Source organism: Amycolatopsis sp. TRM77291, from assembly GCF_054166285.1.
Genome location: NZ_JBSZHF010000001.1, coordinates 6,814,940 through 6,831,020 on the forward strand (window position 1 = coordinate 6,814,940; position 16,081 = coordinate 6,831,020).

Consider the following 16,081-nt stretch of genomic DNA (forward strand, 5'->3'; position numbering starts at 1 on the left):
AGCCGGATCGTGAAACTCATAACGCTCGATCTTCGCCTTACCCGTCGTCCCCGGACGGATGGCGCGCCCCCTCGTGACAAGACGGAACTCGGCGTCGTCCGCGCGGGCGTCACCGGTGGACACGGACCTCCCGCGCACCATTCCCCACCGTTGGCCGTGACGGCGGAGCGGCTCGGCCGGACGCTGGTGCTCATCGTGGACGGCGACCTGGACCTGCACACCGCACCCGCGGTCCGCCAAGCGATCGAGTCGGCGTTGAGCCATCGGCCGCGGCGGTTGATCGTGGACCTGAGCCTCGTCCAGTTCCTGAACTCCGCCGGGTTGGAGGTCCTGATGACCGCACACCGGCAAGCCACCCCGCACACCGACCTCCGGCTGGTCGCCTCCACGCGCGCCGTCTGGCGGCCTCTGCAGATCACCCGGCTGCACGAACACCTCGTCATCCACGACTCACGCTCGGCGGCCATCGCCTCACCCGCCAGAACCGGCGACGAGGACCGCTCACCCCCTGGAACACCCCTGCCCGCCCCCACGTCCGAATCGACACGGTCATGACCACCGCCGAACGAACCTCACCGCTCTTCCCCGCCGGGCCGAAACCCCTGCTGTCAGGCGAACATTCCCGCGGAGAACTCGTCACCATCAGGATCTTCCTGCTCGCGCCGTTCCTCGCGCTCGTCGCCGCGGTGGTCCTCCTCTGGGGCTGGGGACTGAGCTGGCTCGACGTCGGCCTCGCCGCCGGCTTCTACCTCGTCACCACCCTCGGGGTCACCGTCGGCTACCACCGGTACTTCACCCACGGCGCGTTCGCCGCCAACCGTCCGCTCCGTATCACCCTCGCGATCGCCGGCGGTATGGCCGCCCAAGGCCCGGTCATCACCTGGGTCGCCGATCACCGGCGGCACCACGCCTTCTCCGACCGCGAGGGGGATCCGCATTCCCCCTGGCTCCACGGAACCTCACCGCTCGCGCTGGCCAAGGGCTTCTGGCACGCCCACCTCGGCTGGCTGTTCGGCCGGGACAAGACCAACGTCGCCCGGTTCGCCCCGGACCTCGCCGCCGACCCCGACATCCGCGTCGTCGACCGGCTGTTCCCGCTCTGGGTCGCCGCCACCGTCGTCCTGCCCGCCGTACTCGGCGGGCTGATCAGCTGGTCCTGGTGGGGCGCGCTGACCGCGTTCCTCTGGGCGGGCCTGGCGAGGATTTCCCTGCAGCACCACGTGACCTGGTCGGTGAACTCGATCTGCCACATGGTCGGTTCCCGGCCCTTCAGCAGCCGCGACCGCTCGGCCAATTTCTGGCCGCTCGCCATCCTGTCCCTCGGCGAATCGTGGCACAACTCCCACCACGCGGACCCGACCTGCGCCCGCCACGGCGTGCTACGCGGCCAAATCGACATCTCCGCACGCGTCATCCGGGGGCTGGAGAAACTCGGCTGGGCGACCCACGTCCGCTGGCCGACACCCCGGCGGCTCGCCCACATGTCCGCGGCGCCGCGGACCGGTCCTCCCGCGACCACCGCCGACAGAAAGAAGAACTGACCATGTTCACCATGACCGAGTCCGCGGCCGAAGCGATCGACCAGCTGACCGCGGCACAGAATGTCCAGGCCGAAGGCGGCCTGCGCCTCACCCTCACCGACCGCCCCGAGAACGACTCCCCGTTCGATGTCGAAGTCACCGCGCGTCCCGGTGCGGGGGACGACGTCATCGCGACCAGGAGCACCCAGGTGTTCCTCGCCCGAGAGACCCGGATTCGCCTTGCCGACAAGATCCTCGATGTGCGCAAGGGCATCGACGGCCACTACACATTCGTGATCACGACCCCGGCATGACCGCTTCGAGGTAGCCGGGCTTCGCCGCACCACGGGGACGAAAGTCCCCGTGTACCTGGTGATTGGTGGGCCGCCTGGGGCTCGAACCCAGAACCTACGGAATCTTGGGCGGGGTCTGCGGGCGCCTGCCGTTAGCTGCCGATAGTCGCTCTCACCTACGCGAACGCCGAACGCGAACGATCATGGTCTGTGATCGTTTGGCGTCGTCTGCGGTCGTTTCCCGGGGATAAACCGGGGAGATGATCATGCTTCTCTACCTGGCCCTACGCACGTTCGCGTGACGCCATTCTACTGCCCACACCTCCCCCTTCATCCCGATACGAAGCCAGCACGCGGCCGGTGGCGTCGGGTCAAGGCACGCTTTCCAGCCTTGACGCGGCGTTACCGGCCGTTGTCACGATCCGGCGTCGGGGTGGAGGAGATCGACGACAGCGCGTAACAGGTGGCGATACATCGCCGACCGGTATGTCACGACGTTCGTTGAGGAGGGCCGACGTTGGCTATGGGGACATGTGCGCTGCCGCTGGGTCGCGCTGCGCAAGGTGACCCGCTGGCGGCCGCGTCGCCCGGCCGGTGGGCGGAGCGGAGCGGCAGCCCGCCGTGTCGGGAACCGGCGCGGCCGCCCAGGCGAGGGGCTACTCACGCGCCTGGCGCGCCGCCCGGCGGCGGCGCGCCCTTGATCCCATAGAGCCAAGTTCGGCACTGAGTACCAGTGGGCCTTCACTGTAGGAGGAGCAACGGTTGACAGGGAATGTTCAGGTCTCGGGAACGGTCTGCATAAGACCAGTTCGACTCGGAATATTTTTTGATGAGAACGAGGAGAATTTTCGCAAGGCTTGCTCTGTGGCATCTGGATGCTGGGGCGGCGCTATGCATCTGTTGATTTCACAGAGCACTCCGATAGAACAGGCTACCCGCTTGGCAGACTTGCACAGCCTCGACGCTATTGTTCCATTAGATACACGGGACGAGAAGCACCCGTTGGCGTTGCTTCCGGGACTAACCTGGCATGGCCTCGCAAGAAACGGCCCCCTCTTCGAGCCAAGCAACTCCAGAGATTTGATATATAGCGAAAAGATTCTAGACGTGCAATGGATTCTGGGTTCACACTCGACACCTCACGCATACGACTATGATGCCCGTGACCCACTTCGCAATCTACTGCTCGCCACGTATGGAGGATTCTACAACAAAGACGAATCGGCACCCCCTCCCGGACTACAGAACTCTTACTATCAGTACAAACCGAAGTTAAGTGAACAGATTAACACCAACATCCCCGGACCATCGGCACTTGATATTACTTGTGTCAATGTTGATCTGCTAGAAGACGACGAACCCCACTATATTGTGATGCTAGATCATTACAATATAGAACACCTCATGCATTTCTGGAACATGCGCGCCACGGGAGGCAAGGTATTTCCTTGGCCACACTCAAACGGCACACGCAAAACTAAGGCGCTCACAAGCTGGTTCTCAAAGCACTCGAATCACCTCGAACAGGAAGATCCAGGAGAACACGACGCCATCGAGATATTTGACCTCGTCGAGAGGGGGCCAGACCCGCTCCTAGTTGAAACTTTAAAGTCCGCCAACCTTCGTGGGATTTTTGCCGGAAACGTCGGCACAGAAAAGTATCAACACCTAGGACTGGCCGAAACGCCTTTCAGGCGAGATTTTACATTATACAATCCTAACCGGTACGGGGAGTTCTCAGCACGCCTACCCAGGCTCAGTGACGCCCGTCATGGCATCAAGTCCAACGGCGTAGTCGCAGTTGACGTCAAGCTATACACCGACGAAAACCTTCCTGCGGGTGCTACGTTCAATATCCCCAATGTTCGGAGACTGTCATCCTTACTGCTTGAAACGTCGGAAGGCTCAGAGTTCTACCGGCGGCCGATCGGCGAGGGCGTGTCCATAGGGACATCCATTCGATCAAACGAGGTTAGCTTCGCCGCTTTTAATTCCATCGAGCTAGTGAGATCACTTCTTCACGATAGCAAGTGGCGCGTATCGCAGAGTGAAAGCGGAATTTTTGCTGCACACGTCATTAAGAAGCTTGGCGGAGAAAGTTCCACTTTGGCAAACCAGCCAGCGTATCGCGCAGCATTGCAATGTGCCTCAAATTCTCCGCGCGGGGCTCCATTGCCTCGCTTGATAGCAGAAGCAAAGAACCGAAGAGGGATGTGGTCGAGTAATGACATAGATGAAGCAAAGTACCCTGAGCACGTCGTCTACAGCCTGCTCAGGCTCGGCATACTCCGACCCTACCTGGCGATTAAGTGCCCACAATGCGCAAACGAGTTGACCATAAGGCCCCCAGACCTCGATTTCGATTTTAATTGCGAATTCTGCGGTACGAACACCGCTCTTGGCCTGGCACTCGGCTTACATAGACAAGCCGAGTGGGTCTACCGACTGGCTGGAAGTATCACCCCAAGCAAGCTCGCCGAAACACTGCCCATAATGGCAAGCCTTAATGTTCTCCATCAGTTTTCAGAAAGCTCTTTTTACGATTCTACCGATGCGACAATCGTCGGCATGAAGATCGAGGCCGAGGGCCTGAAGTGCGAAATCGACGTTGCAACCTTTGTGACGGATGCCCTGAACCCCGTACTTGTTATCGGTGAAGTGAAGAGCTACAGGGACTCCTTGACGCAACAAGATGTGGCCAACCTTCGGCGAGTGCAACGCAAGTTCCGATCTCTTGGTATTCGATGTGTGATTATGCTCTGCACACTTCGCTCGAAATTAGAAGGCGACGAGCTACAAGAAATTAGGGCAGCATTTGCTGACGTTCCGACGGTTCGAAACCTGTCAACCAGAGTATATCCGGACCTACCGCTGGTACTTGTCTCAGACGACTTATCGAGCGCAAGGTTCTCTGACGAACATCCCGCACGTCGGCTAACTGGCAATATGACCTTCTTGGAGGACCACGCGCTCGATTCATGTAAAAGAAACCTGGGCTTGCTGGAGTTAACGAGTACGGACGAGGGTCTTAAACCCACGTGGACTGACTGTTGAGATGCGAGCCCACCGTTTTGGAGGTTTCCTGTTAGCCTGAGCGCATGCGTGGTGCGGGTGATCAGCTCAGCATCGGGGAGCGTATTGCCTTCTACCGGCGGCGGCGTGGTCTGTCGCAGGCGGTTCTTGCTGACTTGGTGGGCCGTACTGAGGACTGGTTGAGCAAGATCGAGCGCGGGGAACGCGAGATCCGGCGCTTGGATGTGCTGGCCGACGTCGCGCGGGGTCTGCGGGTGACGCTGGGAGATCTTCTCGGCGAACCGGTGCTGATGGAGGACGAGGACAAGAACGACGACGTCCCGGCCATCCGAGACGCCCTGATGGCTCCCCGGCGGCTGTCCCGCACTCTGTTCTCTTCGGCCATGTCGCCCGAGTACATCGACCCGGCACCGGTGGCTCACCTCGTGGAAGGTGCCTGGTCCAGCTATCAGAAGGGCGACCTCGGCCGCGTCGTCGCCGCGCTGCCGGGCCTGATCAAGACCAGCCAGGGCATGGAGTCCGCCTCGGCTGACGATGCCGCCTACCGACGGGCCTGCGCAGCGGTGTCCGCNGCGGGTGACCTCGAAGACGCATGTCGGGATGGTCCTCGGCGACGGCGCGTACGAACGGGGCGCGTGGGCGAACCGGATCGGCGATTCCGAAGCCGGTGTCGGCTACGTCTGGGGCGAAGGCGTCCGCGAACCCCTGCATGTCCGGGCCGGATGGGTCGCCGACGAGGAGATCAAGGCACTGGAGACCTACGTGACCAACGGCGGCGCTCACATCGTCTCCGAGGGGAGGGCGGCATGAACCGGCTGATGGTCTTCCTCGACGCGATCCGCGATCACCTGGACTCGTTCGCGCTGCCTCCGGCCGCGTCCGTGCGCGTCGGAGTGGGGCCTGATCCGATCACGGTGCAACTCGACTCCGACCGGCTTGAGGACGTCGCCAGCGGACTGCTCACCTGGGCTACCTCGCTCGACGACGTGACGGCATCGCTGTGGCGTCCTGCGGGCGGCGGGTCGGTGCACCTGGAACTCAGCGGCCGGACTCCCTGCGGCATCCCCGTGGTCGTCTACGGCGGCGTCTGGTTCGACGAGGTGACCTTCCCGGACTTGCCTGCGGGGATGCGGCAGGAGATGCCGGTATTCGTGCTGCGGCAGTGGAGTACGCCTGGGGAGGTGGCCGCCTGATGAGCGCCCAGGAATCCGCGGTGACCATGCCGGCCAAAACTCGGGCCGCTCGGATGCGGGAACCCCTGGCCTCCGATGTGGTCAAGGCGACCGCTGAGAAGCACGGCGTGTGCGTCCGGCCCTTCACGATGGAAGTCGGCGACACCGACACCGGAGAACTCCGCTACGTCCCCGTCCCGTGCGGCTCGACCGTCGAATCGGTCTGCCTGCCGTGCGCTCGCAAGGCCAAGGCGCTCAGGCAAGTCCAGTGCCGCGAAGGCTGGCACATGGAGACCGAACCAGACTTCACCCCGGAGCCGCCGAGCGAAGTCCAGACGGAGCTACTGGCGTTCCGGGCTGACCTCGTCGCCGCTTACCGGCAAGAGACCGACCAGGCCGAAGCCGAGGAACTGCGGGAGGAGATCCAAAGCGTCGATGAGGAACTTCGGCAACTCGGGATGCGGGGCCGTCTCCCGTCGATCGACCTGCCCACGAAGAGGGCGGTGAAGCGGTCGACGAAGCGGCGGCAGGACGCGCCGAACCTCCCTCGACGGAAGGTCGCCAAGACCACCGTGGGCCGTGAGTACGCGGGGCGGTTTCGGCCGTCGATGTTCGTCACGCTCACCTGCGACACCTACGGCCCGGTCCGCTCCGACGGCGCACCGGTCGACCCGGCGACTTACGACTACCGGCGGGCGGCTCGGGACGCGGTGCACTTCTCCGCCCTGGTGGACCGGTGGTGGCAGAACCTGCGGCGCGTGGTCGGCTGGGACGCACAGTACTTCGCGACCGTCGAACCCCAACGGCGCGCGGCGCCCCATCTGCACGCGGCGATTCGGGGATCGGTCCCGCATGACGTGATCCGACAGGTCACCGAAGCCACCTATCACCAGGTCTGGTGGCCCAACCATGACCAGGTCGTCTACGTCGACCGGATGCCGCTCTGGGATGGCGACCGCCGAGTGTTCGTCGACCCGAACACCCGCGAACCGCTGACCGACTGGGACGAGGCGATAGAAGCCGTGGAGCACCCGGCGCACGTGGTCACCTTCGGGCGACAGGTGCACTCCAAGGGCATCCTCGGCGGCTCCGAAGAAGCCGGGCGACACATCGGCTACCTAACCAAGTACCTCACCAAGTCGACAGGCGAAGTCGTGGAAGCCGACACGGCGCGACAGAAGGACCACCACGACCGATTGCACGTGGAACTGTCGGTGACACCCTGCTCGCCTCGCTGCGCCGTATGGCTGCTCTACGGCATCAGCCCCAAGGGCGCCAACGGAAAGACCACACCGGGGCATTGCAAGGGACGGGCGCATCGGCGGACCACCCTCGGCCTTCCGGGGCGTCGAGTTCTGGTGTCGCGCAAGTGGTCCGGCAAGACGCTCGTCGACCACAAGGCGGACCGGAAGGCGTTCGTCCTGGAAGCGTTGGCGGCGGTCGGGATCGAGAAACCCGCACCTGACCCGGCCCGGCTGGTCTGGCGCAAGGTCGACTCCGGCGACCCATCCGTGCCACCTCGGGACCACCTGGTGATGCACGCCATCTCCGAACGCATCACCTGGAAAGCCGAGTACGACAAAGCACTACTAGCCGCACAGAGTCCACCGAGTCTTTCGGCAACTCCACTCGCGGCCTAAGGGGGATCACATGAACAACGTGCACGACATCGATCCTCTCTGGACAGTGGAAGACGTCTCGGCCTACCTCGGTGTCCCTGTCGGGACGCTGTACCAGTGGCGCAGCAAGGGTTACGGCCCTGCTGGCCGCCGCATGGGCCGATACGTGCGGTACCGCCCTGAGGACGTCCGGGCGTGGGTTGATCAGCTGGCCGTCGAGGTGGCCTGATGCCTCGGCCTCAACTGGAGATCGGAACGTACGGGGAGATCCGGTATTCGCCTGTTCCGGGCGGGTACCGGGCTCGTGCGCTGTTCCGCGACTTCGACGGCAACACGCGGGAGGTCGAGCGGACCGGGAAGACGAAGGGCAAGGCTGCGCAGCGGCTCAAGGACGTGTTCCGCGAGTGGACCGGGTCCACGAATGGCGAGATCACCCGAGAGACGCACCTGAAGGTCCTGGCTGAAGTCTGGATGGACCAGGTGCGGCAGGACGTCGAGGACGGCAAGAAGTCGCCGACCACCGAGACCGCGTACGAATCGGTCTTGAACGCTCACGTCGTGCCCGGCCTCGGTGAGCTGCGCGTGCGGGAAGCAACCGTGATGCGGCTCGATCGCTTCCTAGGGGCTCTTCAGCGCAACATCGGGGCGTCGACGGCGAAGACCGCGCGGACCGTCCTTTCGGGAATGCTCGGGCTGGCGGCTCGGTACGACGCGATCGACGGCAACCCGACTCGGGACACTCGGCGCATCCCGACGGCGAAGAAGAAGCCGCGTGCCCTGGACGCGGACGAGCGCGCCGCATGGCTGGCACGGCTGGAGGCGGATGAGAAGGCGGTGCGCTGGGACCTGCCCGACTTGTCCCGGTTCATGATGGCGACCGGGGTCCGGGTCGGCGAAGCGCTCGCGACGTACTGGGAGGACGTCGACCTGGTGGAGGGCACGGTCGACATCACGCACACCGTGGTCCGGATCAAAGGGCAAGGGCTGCTCCGCAAGCCGCGTCCGAAGAGCGAGTCGAGCAAACGCGCGCTTCCGCTCCCCTCCTGGGCGGTGGAGCTGCTGACGAAGCGGGCGGCGGCCTCTGGCCCCATCTTCCCCAGCTCGACCGGCGGGATGCGGGACCCGAACAACGTCCTGCGGGTCATCCGGGAGATTCGCGGCGGGGAGGACTTCCTGTGGGTCACCTCGCACACCTTCCGGAAGACGACGGCGACCGCCCTGGACGACGCGGGGGTGCCGACGCGGCTGATCGCGGACCAGCTCGGCCACTCGCGGGTGTCGATGACGCAGGACAACTACCTGGAACGGAAGACGGTCGACCCGGCCACGGCGAAGGCCCTGGAAGGGCTCTTGGATAAACCCGTTCGACCCAAAACCGGGGATAAACCGGGGAGATGATCTTGGTCTTGGGTGGCCACAACGCGTGGACCAGGCGAAAGAGTGGGCCGCCTGGGGCTCGAACCCAGAACCTACGGATTAAAAGTCCGCAGCTCTACCAATTGAGCTAACGGCCCGTGCGGCCGAGTCTAGTAGACCGCCGTCGACCACCAGGATGGCGGGGCGGCCGCCGGAGCGCGACCGAATTGTCGGGGGTCTCTGCCAAGGTCGGGGGCATGGACACGATCCCCGACGAGAACTATGCGCCGAACTGGGAAGGCGACCGTCCGGAGCCTCCGCGTGTGGCGAGCGAGCGCGAGATCCTGACGTCGACCCTCGACTGGCATCGCCGCACCTTCGAGCTCAAGTGCCAGGGGCTGACGCCGGAGCAGATGGCCCTGCGGTCGGTGGAGCCGTCGAGCATGTCGCTGCACGGGCTGCTCAGGCACCTCACGGGCGTCGAGCGCTGGTGGTTCCGCCTGCAGTTCGCGGGTGAGGACGTGCCGCTGCTCTACTACTCCGACGAGTGGCCCGAGCAGGACTTCGAGGACATCGGCGGTGACGTCGAGGTCGCGTGGGCGGCGTGGCACGAGGAGTGTGCGCGGTCGCGCGAGATCGTGGCGGCCGCGTCGCTCGACGACACCGGCAAGTCTCGCCGCGACGGCGAGCCGTTCTCGCTGCGGTGGCTGCTGACCCATCACATCGCCGAGTACGCGCGCCACGCCGGGCACGCCGACCTGCTGCGCGAGCGCACCGACGGGAGGACAGGCCACTGAAACCTTGAAGTGCGATGCTGGGCCGATGAACGCCGATCCCGATTCCGGCCTCCTGTCCCCGGTCCGCGCCGGCACGCCCGCCGAGGCGGCGACGGGCGATCTCGCCTGGGTACGGGCGCTGTTGGACACGGAGGCGGCGCTCGCCAGGGCGCAGGCGGCCACCGGGCTGATCCCGCAGGAAGCCGCGGAGGCGATCACCGAGGCCGCCGCGTCGGTCGAGATCGACGTGGTCGCGTTGGCGCGTGCGGCTCGCGAGACGGCGAACCCGGTCGTGGGGCTGATCAAGGAGCTGACCGAGGCCGCCGGAACGGAGTACGTCCATCGTGGCTCCACCAGCCAGGACATCTTCGACACCGCGATGATGTTGGTCGCCGCGCGGACCCGGGCGCTCCTCGTCGCCGACCTCGAGGCGACGGCGGATGCGCTGGCGAACCTCGCCCGCGCGCATCGCGACACGCTCATGGCCGGGCGCACCCTCACCGCCCACGCGGTCCCGACCACGTTCGGGCTCAAGGCGGCGGGCTGGCGTCAGTTGACGCTCGACGCGCTCGACCGGCTGAACCGTGTCGTCCTCCCGGTCTCGCTCGGTGGCGCGGCGGGCACGAGGGCCGCGTACGCCGAGTACGCGCGCCTCGCGGCCTTGCCCGATGGTTATCCGCAGCGGCTCCAGACGGCCTTCGCCGAGGAGACCGGTCTCGCCGAGACCACGCTCCCCTGGCACACCCTCCGCACCCCGACGGCGGACCTCGCGGCCGCCCTCGCGTTCACGGCCGCCGCGCTCGGGAAGATCGCGGTCGACGTCCAGTTCCTGACGCGCACCGAGGTCGGGGAGGTCGCCGAGCCGGCGGGTGAGGGCCGTGGCGGTTCTTCGGCGATGCCGCACAAGCGCAATCCGGTGCTCGCGACGCTGATCCGGTCGGCCGCGCTCCAGGTCCCGGTGCTGGCCACGGGCGTCACCCAGGCCGTGCTCTCCGAGGACGAACGGCCCGCGGGCGCGTGGCACGCCGAGTGGCAGCTGCTGCGCGAATGCCTGCGCCTGACCGGCGGCGCCGCCCATACGGCGGCCGAGCTCGCCCGCGGCCTGGTGGTGCACGACGAGCGCATGCGCGAGAACCTCGGCCTCACGCACGGCCAGATCGTCTCCGAGCGCCTGTCGGCCGTGCTCGCCCCGCTGCTCGGCAAGACACGGGCCAAGGAGGCGCTGGGACGCGCGGCCAAGCTCGCGCTGGAGCAGGACAAGCCGCTCGGCGAGGTGCTTTCCGGGCTGCCGGAGATAACCGGAGTCCTCCCCGCGGATTCCCTCGCCGAGCTGCTGGATCCGGCGAACTACACCGGGTCGGCCGGGGTGCTCGTCGACGCCGCGCTGGATGCCCGAGAAGAAAATCCGAAAACTCCTTGAACCGGTCCCGCACCGGCTCCGTGTAGGGGGTACAAGCTCACCGCGCCAAGCCGCGGAACCCCTACGAACAAGGAGAAATCCCATGCTTCGCAAGCGTTTCGTCGTCGCAGCGGCGTCCGCGGCCGTGGGCCTGGTTGCGTTGTCGGCCTGCTCGGGCGGCACCGAGACGGCGGCGCCCGCCGTCGCTCCCGCCGCCGCGGTGGCCGGGGCGGGAGGGAACGCCCCCGCGGCCAAGGGCGAGACCAAGGTGGCCGTCGCCGACGCCGGCGACCTCGGCCAGGTGCTCGTCGACAAGGACGGGTTCACGTTGTACCGCTTCGACAAGGACAGCGCGAAGCCGCCGAAGTCCAATTGCGACGGTGACTGCGCGAAGACCTGGCCGCCCGTGCTGGCCGAGGGCGACGTCCAGATCGAAGGCGTGGATCAGGCGCTGATCGGCGAAGTGACCCGCGCCGACGGTCGCAAGCAGGTCACCGTCGGCGGCTGGGCGCTTTACCGCTACGCCAAGGACGCCAAGGCGGGCGAGACCAAGGGCCAGGGCATCGGCGGCACTTGGTACGCCGCGAACGCCAAGGGCGGCAAGGCGGGCCAGGCCGCGAAGGAGGAGGCTCCGGCCGAACAGAAGGACGGCGCCACGAAGCTGGTCGCGAGCAACGTCGACGGCATCGGACCGGCCATTGTGGACCAGGAGGGTTTCACCCTCTACATGTTCACCAAGGACAAGAAGAACAAGCAGCCGACCTGCAACGGTGACTGCGCGAAGACCTGGCCGCCGGTGCTCGCCGAGGGCGACGTCCAGCTCGAAGGGATCGACCCGAAGCTGCTCGGCACGGTGAAGCGCGCGGACGGCACCACGCAGGTCACTGTCGGCGGATGGGCCGTCTACCGCTACGCCAAGGACGCGAACGCCGGCGAGGCGAACGGGCACGGCGTCGGCGGCACCTGGTTCGTCATCGAGCCCGCGGGCTGCAAGAGCACCGCGCCGGTCAAGAACAAGGCCGCCCAGAGCGGGAACGCCGCCCCCAAGAAGGAGGAAGGCGCTCCCGCCCAGGACTACGGCTACTGAGACCTAGTGGGCCAGGCCCGGCGGTCGCTCGTCACGAGCGACGGTCGGGCCTTTCTCATGCTTCGGCCGTCGCGAGGCGTCCGGAAGGGGCTCGACGACGGTGGCGCTGTCGGCCCGGTCCGTCACCACGGTCTCGTCTTCGTCCTCCGGCAGCAGCACCTTGTGCCGCGCGGGCAGGAACGCGATCAGCAGCCCGAGAGCGGCGAGGCCGAGGTGCAGCCAGTTGTCGGTGGAGTTCAGGTTGAACGGGTTCCCCGCCTCTGACACCGGATTCGTCGAAACGGTGCCGGCGATCATCAGACCCCAGACGAACAGCGCCCCGAAGGCGACGAACGTCAGGAGACCGAAGACCCGGGACCGCCCCGAGCCGAAGGTCAGCAGCAGACCGATCGCGCCCAGCAGGACGAACCCGAGGTTGTAAAGGGGATTCACCGAGAATCCGAGCACCGTCGCGTCGCTGCGGCCTGCGAAATCGGCGAACCCGGTCCTGGTGAAGCCCACTATCCCGAACACCAGGAAGGCCAGGCTCGACAGCCCGGCGAGAACCTGCGCGGGCTGGACGCCCGCGGTCCGGATTCGAGCGCGTTGTGCACGTGCCATTGCTCCGCCTCCCAGAGTTGGCGACCTGAATTCAGGCTTGGCAGCCGGATACCCAGGGGCCCTCGCGGGCAAACCGAGGCGGCCGAACGGCCTAGCCGTGAACACGATCGGGTGATCCGGTCAACAGGTCGTGTGGGCAAGGTGAGCGGAGTCTTTCTCCTGGTGGGGTTGTGCCTGGGAGCCATCCTCGCGATGGCGCTGATTCCGCGGTCGCGTCCCGGCCCGGCGGCGGTCGCGGCCGCGGCCTCGAACGACGCGGTGATCTCCCTCGAAGCCGAACCGGAACCGGTGGAATCCCCGCCCCCGTCCTCCTCCTCGGCGGCGCCCGGGCCACCACCGAAGTCCGTGGACACCGAGGCGCTCGCGAGCCTCGTCCCAGGTGGACAGGTGAGCGTGGTCGTCTACGACCGCGTCGCCAAGAAGACCACGGTCTCCCTCAAGTCGGAGCGCGCTTACACCTCGGCTTCGCTGGTGAAGCTCCTCATCGCGCTGGAAGCGCTTCAAGCGGGCACACCGGCGAGCACCGTGCAGCGGATGCTCTCGGCCAGCGACGACGACATCGCCAGCAGGCTGTGGACGACCCTCGGCGGACCGGCCATCGTCACCCGATGGGCCGCCAAGATCGGCCTCGGCGGCACGCGTCCGCCCGAGGACTCCGGCCGCTGGGGCGATACCCGGATCACCGCCGCGGACGTCGCGAAGATCTACCGCTATCTGCTGGACAGGGCGGGCGCGGGGACACGGACGACGATCATGCGGGCGTTGAGCGGCGCGACGGAGAGCGGTTCCGACGGTGTCCGGCAGTACTTCGGCATCCCCGACGCCGTCGGTTCCCTTCGCTGGTCGATCAAGCAGGGCTGGGCGTGCTGCCGCGGCTCCCTGATCCTGCACAGCTCCGGCACCGTCGGCGAAAACGATCGCCACATCGTCGTCGTCCTGACCTCCCAACCGGTGTCGACCACCTACACCGGCGCCGGCGAACACGTGTCCGAGGTGGTGAGAGGGCTCCTCCCAGCTATTGACGGCCTGTAAACAAGGTGGGACAGTGGCCGCACGCCGCTCTTCCGGGAGGTCGTCATGAGCACCGAAGCCCGCCTGCCCGCCGTGACCCCGCTCGGCCCGGATTCCGTCGCCTGGCGAGTGGTCGGCGACCGGAGACTGCTGCTCGGCGCGGGGACGGCGTTGCTGCTGCAGGTCGCGCATCCGGTGGTCGGCGCCGGTGTCCACGACCATTCGAACTACACCGAAGATCCGTGGGGCCGGCTCGACCGGACCATCGATTCCTTGCTGTGCCAGGTTTTCGGCGGCCGCGAGGCGGTCGCCGAGGCCGAGCGGCTCCGTGAGCTGCACAAGGCGATCAAGGGCGTCGACCATCACGGCGAGCGCTATCACGCGCTGAACCCCGAGGCCTACCGGTGGGTGCACGGATCGACGTTCTGGACGACGGTCCGCATGCGGGAAGTGTTCATACATCCCTTGTCCCACGCCGAAAAGCGCCGCTTCTACGCGGAATGGCGGCGCCTCGGCCTGCTGCTCGGCCTTCGCGAGCACCACATGCCCGAGGACCTCGACGGATTCGAGGCCTACTTCGACGACGTCGTCGCGAACCGGCTCGAGGACAACCACACCGTCCGAGAACTGCTCCACTCGATCACCATGCGGGACACGCCACCACCGCCGTGGTGGTTCCTGCCGGAGGCCTTGTGGCGTCCCGTCCGGCCGGCGGGCGGGAACGTGCTGACCCTGTGCGCGATCGGCCTGCTCCCCGCGGCGCTGCGCGACCGCTTGAGTCTCAAGTGGACAGACGCGGACGAGCGCCGGCTCCGGCGCCTCGGCGCGGTCACGAGAGCGGCCGGGAAGCGTGTTCCCGACCGGCTTCGGTTGTACCCCAAGGCTTATCGCGCCAAGCGCGGGTAGCTACTCGACGACGTCGACCAGCGCGCCCTTGGCACCGGTGTTCGGCAGCGGCCACGGTTTGACCCCGCCGTTGGTGACGATCTTCTTGTCCTGCGGCGGGGACGGCGGCAAGGTCCGCGCGCCGATCCACGCCAGCACGTCGGGGATCTGTGTCTTGAAGGTGTTCATGTTGTGGCCGGCGTCCGGGATCCGCCACGATGAGAGCGTCGCCGGCGCGCGGACGGCCGCCTGGATCTGATCGAGCGAGGAACTCTCGAAACCTTCCTTGTCCCCCGCGATCGCGAGGATGTCCACCGGCGACGGATGCTTCTGCAGGTTCAGGGTGACCTTGTTGGCATCGATGATGTCCTGCCTGCCCTTGAACAGGTTCTCCGTCTCCGCGTCCACCGAAGCCTCCGCGTAGCCGCTGACACTCGCGGCCTGGCCGTACCACTGCGGGTGCCGGGTCACGAGGTTCATCGCGCAGTACCCGCCCGAGGACCAGCCCGCCATCGTCCACGCCTTCCGTTGCGGGTTGGCGCCGAGTTTCTCGATCGCCCAGTCGCGGATGTCGGCGGTCAGGTAGGTGTCGTTGGCCGACCCGTCGACCTCGTCGACACACTGGGTGTCGTGGCCGATCTTCGGTTTCCCGGTCGGATCCGGGATGATCACCACCGACGGCGGGAGCACGTTCTTCGCGATGGCCGCGTCGAGTTGCGCGGGCAGGCCGTACGGACCGGTGACCACTTCGGGCCCGGACGGATAGTTCGGGATCCATTCGATGACAGGGAACTTGTAGCCCTGGTACGCGGAACCGTAGTACTGGGGCGGGAAATACACCGAGACGTCACGCGTCAGGCCGGTGCGCTTGCCGGTCACCGTCATGTACACGACGGAACCCTTGCCCTCCTTGGCGCGCATCGCCCCGCCGGCGCCCAGTTTGTCCAGGTCCGCGCCGTTCTGCCCGCCGACGGCGTCGACTCCCTGCCCCGAGTACACACCGGTGCCGAACAGGGCGCCGACCGTCGGGAAGAACCCGCCGATCATGTTCCCGCCCATCCCGGTACTGACCACGATCAGCACCACCGCGACGAGGATCGTGCCGCTGCGGCCGAAAAGCTTGCGGCGCCAGCGTTCCCAGAAGAACGGCACGGCGATGATCGCGAGCAGCGTCAGCACCACGACGATGACGAGGTTCAGGGTCGAATCCAGCCGGATGGCGCTCAGGCCCAGTCCCATGGCGATCGTCCCTCCCGGCGGCGGCACGCCCCCGCGCCGCACTTCCCACATCCGGATCAAGAGACGTGCGGCCACCGGAAAGTGTTGTCCG

15 protein-coding genes, 1 tRNA gene and 2 pseudogenes are annotated in these 16,081 nt (G+C 66.3%); 15 read left to right on the top strand and 3 right to left on the bottom strand.

Annotated features, from left to right (window positions below; all coding sequences use genetic code 11):
* Positions 1-9: 9 nt before the first annotated feature.
* The 10 genes and pseudogenes from ACXIZN_RS31695 (at position 10) to ACXIZN_RS31740 (ending at position 9,035) form a co-directional block, all read left to right on the top strand.
* Positions 10-555, top strand: a complete 546-nt coding sequence (locus tag ACXIZN_RS31695) for an STAS domain-containing protein (RefSeq protein WP_457958741.1) — start codon at positions 10-12, stop codon at positions 553-555.
* Positions 552-1,541, top strand: coding sequence for an acyl-CoA desaturase (locus ACXIZN_RS31700; RefSeq protein ID WP_457958742.1), 990 nt, complete (start codon positions 552-554; stop codon positions 1,539-1,541). The genes ACXIZN_RS31695 and ACXIZN_RS31700 overlap by 4 nt, the downstream gene beginning before the upstream one ends.
* Positions 1,542-1,552: 11 nt before the next feature.
* Positions 1,553-1,834 (top strand): iron-sulfur cluster biosynthesis protein, encoded by a 282-nt coding sequence (locus ACXIZN_RS31705; RefSeq protein ID WP_378344818.1) that lies wholly within the window; start codon positions 1,553-1,555, stop codon positions 1,832-1,834.
* Positions 1,835-2,575: 741 nt separating this feature from the next.
* A complete protein-coding gene (locus ACXIZN_RS31710; protein ID WP_457958743.1) occupies positions 2,576-4,867 on the top strand; it encodes a hypothetical protein in 2,292 nt (763 codons plus the stop codon).
* A gap of 44 nt (positions 4,868-4,911) precedes the next feature.
* Positions 4,912-5,415 (top strand): annotated as a pseudogene (locus tag ACXIZN_RS31715) (helix-turn-helix domain-containing protein); the annotation flags it as partial.
* Positions 5,414-5,656: pseudogene (locus ACXIZN_RS31720) on the top strand (cell division protein FtsK); the annotation flags it as partial. The pseudogenes ACXIZN_RS31715 and ACXIZN_RS31720, both read left to right, overlap by 2 nt.
* Positions 5,653-6,039: a hypothetical protein gene (locus tag ACXIZN_RS31725; protein WP_457960643.1), complete on the top strand. Its 387-nt coding sequence runs from the start codon at positions 5,653-5,655 to the stop codon at positions 6,037-6,039. The pseudogene ACXIZN_RS31720 and the gene ACXIZN_RS31725, both read left to right, overlap by 4 nt.
* Positions 6,039-7,658 (top strand): replication initiator, encoded by a 1,620-nt coding sequence (locus tag ACXIZN_RS31730; protein ID WP_457958744.1) that lies wholly within the window; start codon positions 6,039-6,041, stop codon positions 7,656-7,658. The genes ACXIZN_RS31725 and ACXIZN_RS31730 overlap by 1 nt, the downstream gene beginning before the upstream one ends.
* A gap of 10 nt (positions 7,659-7,668) precedes the next feature.
* Positions 7,669-7,866 carry a helix-turn-helix transcriptional regulator gene (locus tag ACXIZN_RS31735; protein ID WP_034319955.1) on the top strand — a complete coding sequence of 66 codons (198 nt, stop codon included), beginning with the start codon at positions 7,669-7,671 and terminating at the stop codon, positions 7,864-7,866.
* The gene (locus ACXIZN_RS31740; RefSeq protein ID WP_457958745.1) at positions 7,866-9,035 is read left to right on the top strand and encodes a tyrosine-type recombinase/integrase; all 1,170 of its coding nucleotides are present in this window, start codon (positions 7,866-7,868) and stop codon (positions 9,033-9,035) included. The genes ACXIZN_RS31735 and ACXIZN_RS31740 overlap by 1 nt, the downstream gene beginning before the upstream one ends.
* A 43-nt stretch (positions 9,036-9,078) precedes the next feature.
* Here the strand turns inward: ACXIZN_RS31740 and ACXIZN_RS31745 are convergent.
* Positions 9,079-9,151, bottom strand: a tRNA-Lys gene (locus tag ACXIZN_RS31745).
* A gap of 99 nt (positions 9,152-9,250) precedes the next feature.
* On the opposite strand from ACXIZN_RS31745, the gene ACXIZN_RS31750 reads away from it, so the two are divergent.
* From ACXIZN_RS31750 to ACXIZN_RS31760, 3 genes are all read left to right on the top strand, one after another.
* On the top strand, positions 9,251-9,790 hold the full coding sequence (locus ACXIZN_RS31750) for a DinB family protein (RefSeq protein ID WP_457958746.1): 540 nt from the start codon (positions 9,251-9,253) through the stop codon (positions 9,788-9,790).
* Positions 9,791-9,815: 25 nt separating this feature from the next.
* Positions 9,816-11,189 carry a class-II fumarase/aspartase family protein gene (locus ACXIZN_RS31755; RefSeq protein WP_457958747.1) on the top strand — a complete coding sequence of 458 codons (1,374 nt, stop codon included), beginning with the start codon at positions 9,816-9,818 and terminating at the stop codon, positions 11,187-11,189.
* An 82-nt stretch (positions 11,190-11,271) separates the two neighbouring features.
* The gene (locus ACXIZN_RS31760) at positions 11,272-12,255 is read left to right on the top strand and encodes an SCO0930 family lipoprotein (RefSeq protein WP_457958748.1); all 984 of its coding nucleotides are present in this window, start codon (positions 11,272-11,274) and stop codon (positions 12,253-12,255) included.
* A 3-nt stretch (positions 12,256-12,258) separates the two neighbouring features.
* On the opposite strand, the gene ACXIZN_RS31765 is transcribed toward ACXIZN_RS31760, so the two are convergent.
* Positions 12,259-12,855, bottom strand: a complete 597-nt coding sequence (locus ACXIZN_RS31765; protein WP_257483784.1) for a DUF4383 domain-containing protein — start codon at positions 12,853-12,855, stop codon at positions 12,259-12,261.
* A gap of 132 nt (positions 12,856-12,987) precedes the next feature.
* Between ACXIZN_RS31765 and ACXIZN_RS31770 the strand changes: the two genes are divergently transcribed.
* A complete protein-coding gene (locus tag ACXIZN_RS31770; RefSeq protein ID WP_457958749.1) occupies positions 12,988-13,887 on the top strand; it encodes a hypothetical protein in 900 nt (299 codons plus the stop codon).
* Between the two features lie 45 nt (positions 13,888-13,932).
* Positions 13,933-14,772, top strand: a complete 840-nt coding sequence (locus tag ACXIZN_RS31775) for an oxygenase MpaB family protein (RefSeq protein ID WP_457958750.1) — start codon at positions 13,933-13,935, stop codon at positions 14,770-14,772.
* Here the strand turns inward: ACXIZN_RS31775 and ACXIZN_RS31780 are convergent, their stop codons facing one another.
* Positions 14,773-15,990 carry an alpha/beta hydrolase gene (locus ACXIZN_RS31780; RefSeq protein ID WP_457958751.1) on the bottom strand — a complete coding sequence of 406 codons (1,218 nt, stop codon included), beginning with the start codon at positions 15,988-15,990 and terminating at the stop codon, positions 14,773-14,775. It lies immediately after the preceding gene.
* Positions 15,991-16,081: the final 91 nt, after the last annotated feature.

Excerpts from the sequence above, each read along its gene's own strand:
- ACXIZN_RS31760 (WP_457958748.1), top strand. The coding sequence starts at position 11,272 with ATGCTTCGCAAGCGTTTCGTCGTCGCAGCGGCGTCCGCGGCCGTGGGC.
- ACXIZN_RS31780 (WP_457958751.1), bottom strand. The coding sequence starts at position 15,990 with ATGGGACTGGGCCTGAGCGCCATCCGGCTGGATTCGACCCTGAACCTC.
- ACXIZN_RS31775 (WP_457958750.1), top strand. The coding sequence starts at position 13,933 with ATGAGCACCGAAGCCCGCCTGCCCGCCGTGACCCCGCTCGGCCCGGAT.
- ACXIZN_RS31700 (WP_457958742.1), top strand. The coding sequence starts at position 552 with ATGACCACCGCCGAACGAACCTCACCGCTCTTCCCCGCCGGGCCGAAA.
- ACXIZN_RS31740 (WP_457958745.1), top strand. The coding sequence starts at position 7,866 with ATGCCTCGGCCTCAACTGGAGATCGGAACGTACGGGGAGATCCGGTAT.
- ACXIZN_RS31750 (WP_457958746.1), top strand. The coding sequence starts at position 9,251 with ATGGACACGATCCCCGACGAGAACTATGCGCCGAACTGGGAAGGCGAC.
- ACXIZN_RS31730 (WP_457958744.1), top strand. The coding sequence starts at position 6,039 with ATGAGCGCCCAGGAATCCGCGGTGACCATGCCGGCCAAAACTCGGGCC.
- ACXIZN_RS31725 (WP_457960643.1), top strand. The coding sequence starts at position 5,653 with ATGAACCGGCTGATGGTCTTCCTCGACGCGATCCGCGATCACCTGGAC.
- ACXIZN_RS31735 (WP_034319955.1), top strand. The coding sequence starts at position 7,669 with ATGAACAACGTGCACGACATCGATCCTCTCTGGACAGTGGAAGACGTC.
- ACXIZN_RS31765 (WP_257483784.1), bottom strand. The coding sequence starts at position 12,855 with ATGGCACGTGCACAACGCGCTCGAATCCGGACCGCGGGCGTCCAGCCC.
- ACXIZN_RS31755 (WP_457958747.1), top strand. The coding sequence starts at position 9,816 with ATGAACGCCGATCCCGATTCCGGCCTCCTGTCCCCGGTCCGCGCCGGC.
- ACXIZN_RS31705 (WP_378344818.1), top strand. The coding sequence starts at position 1,553 with ATGACCGAGTCCGCGGCCGAAGCGATCGACCAGCTGACCGCGGCACAG.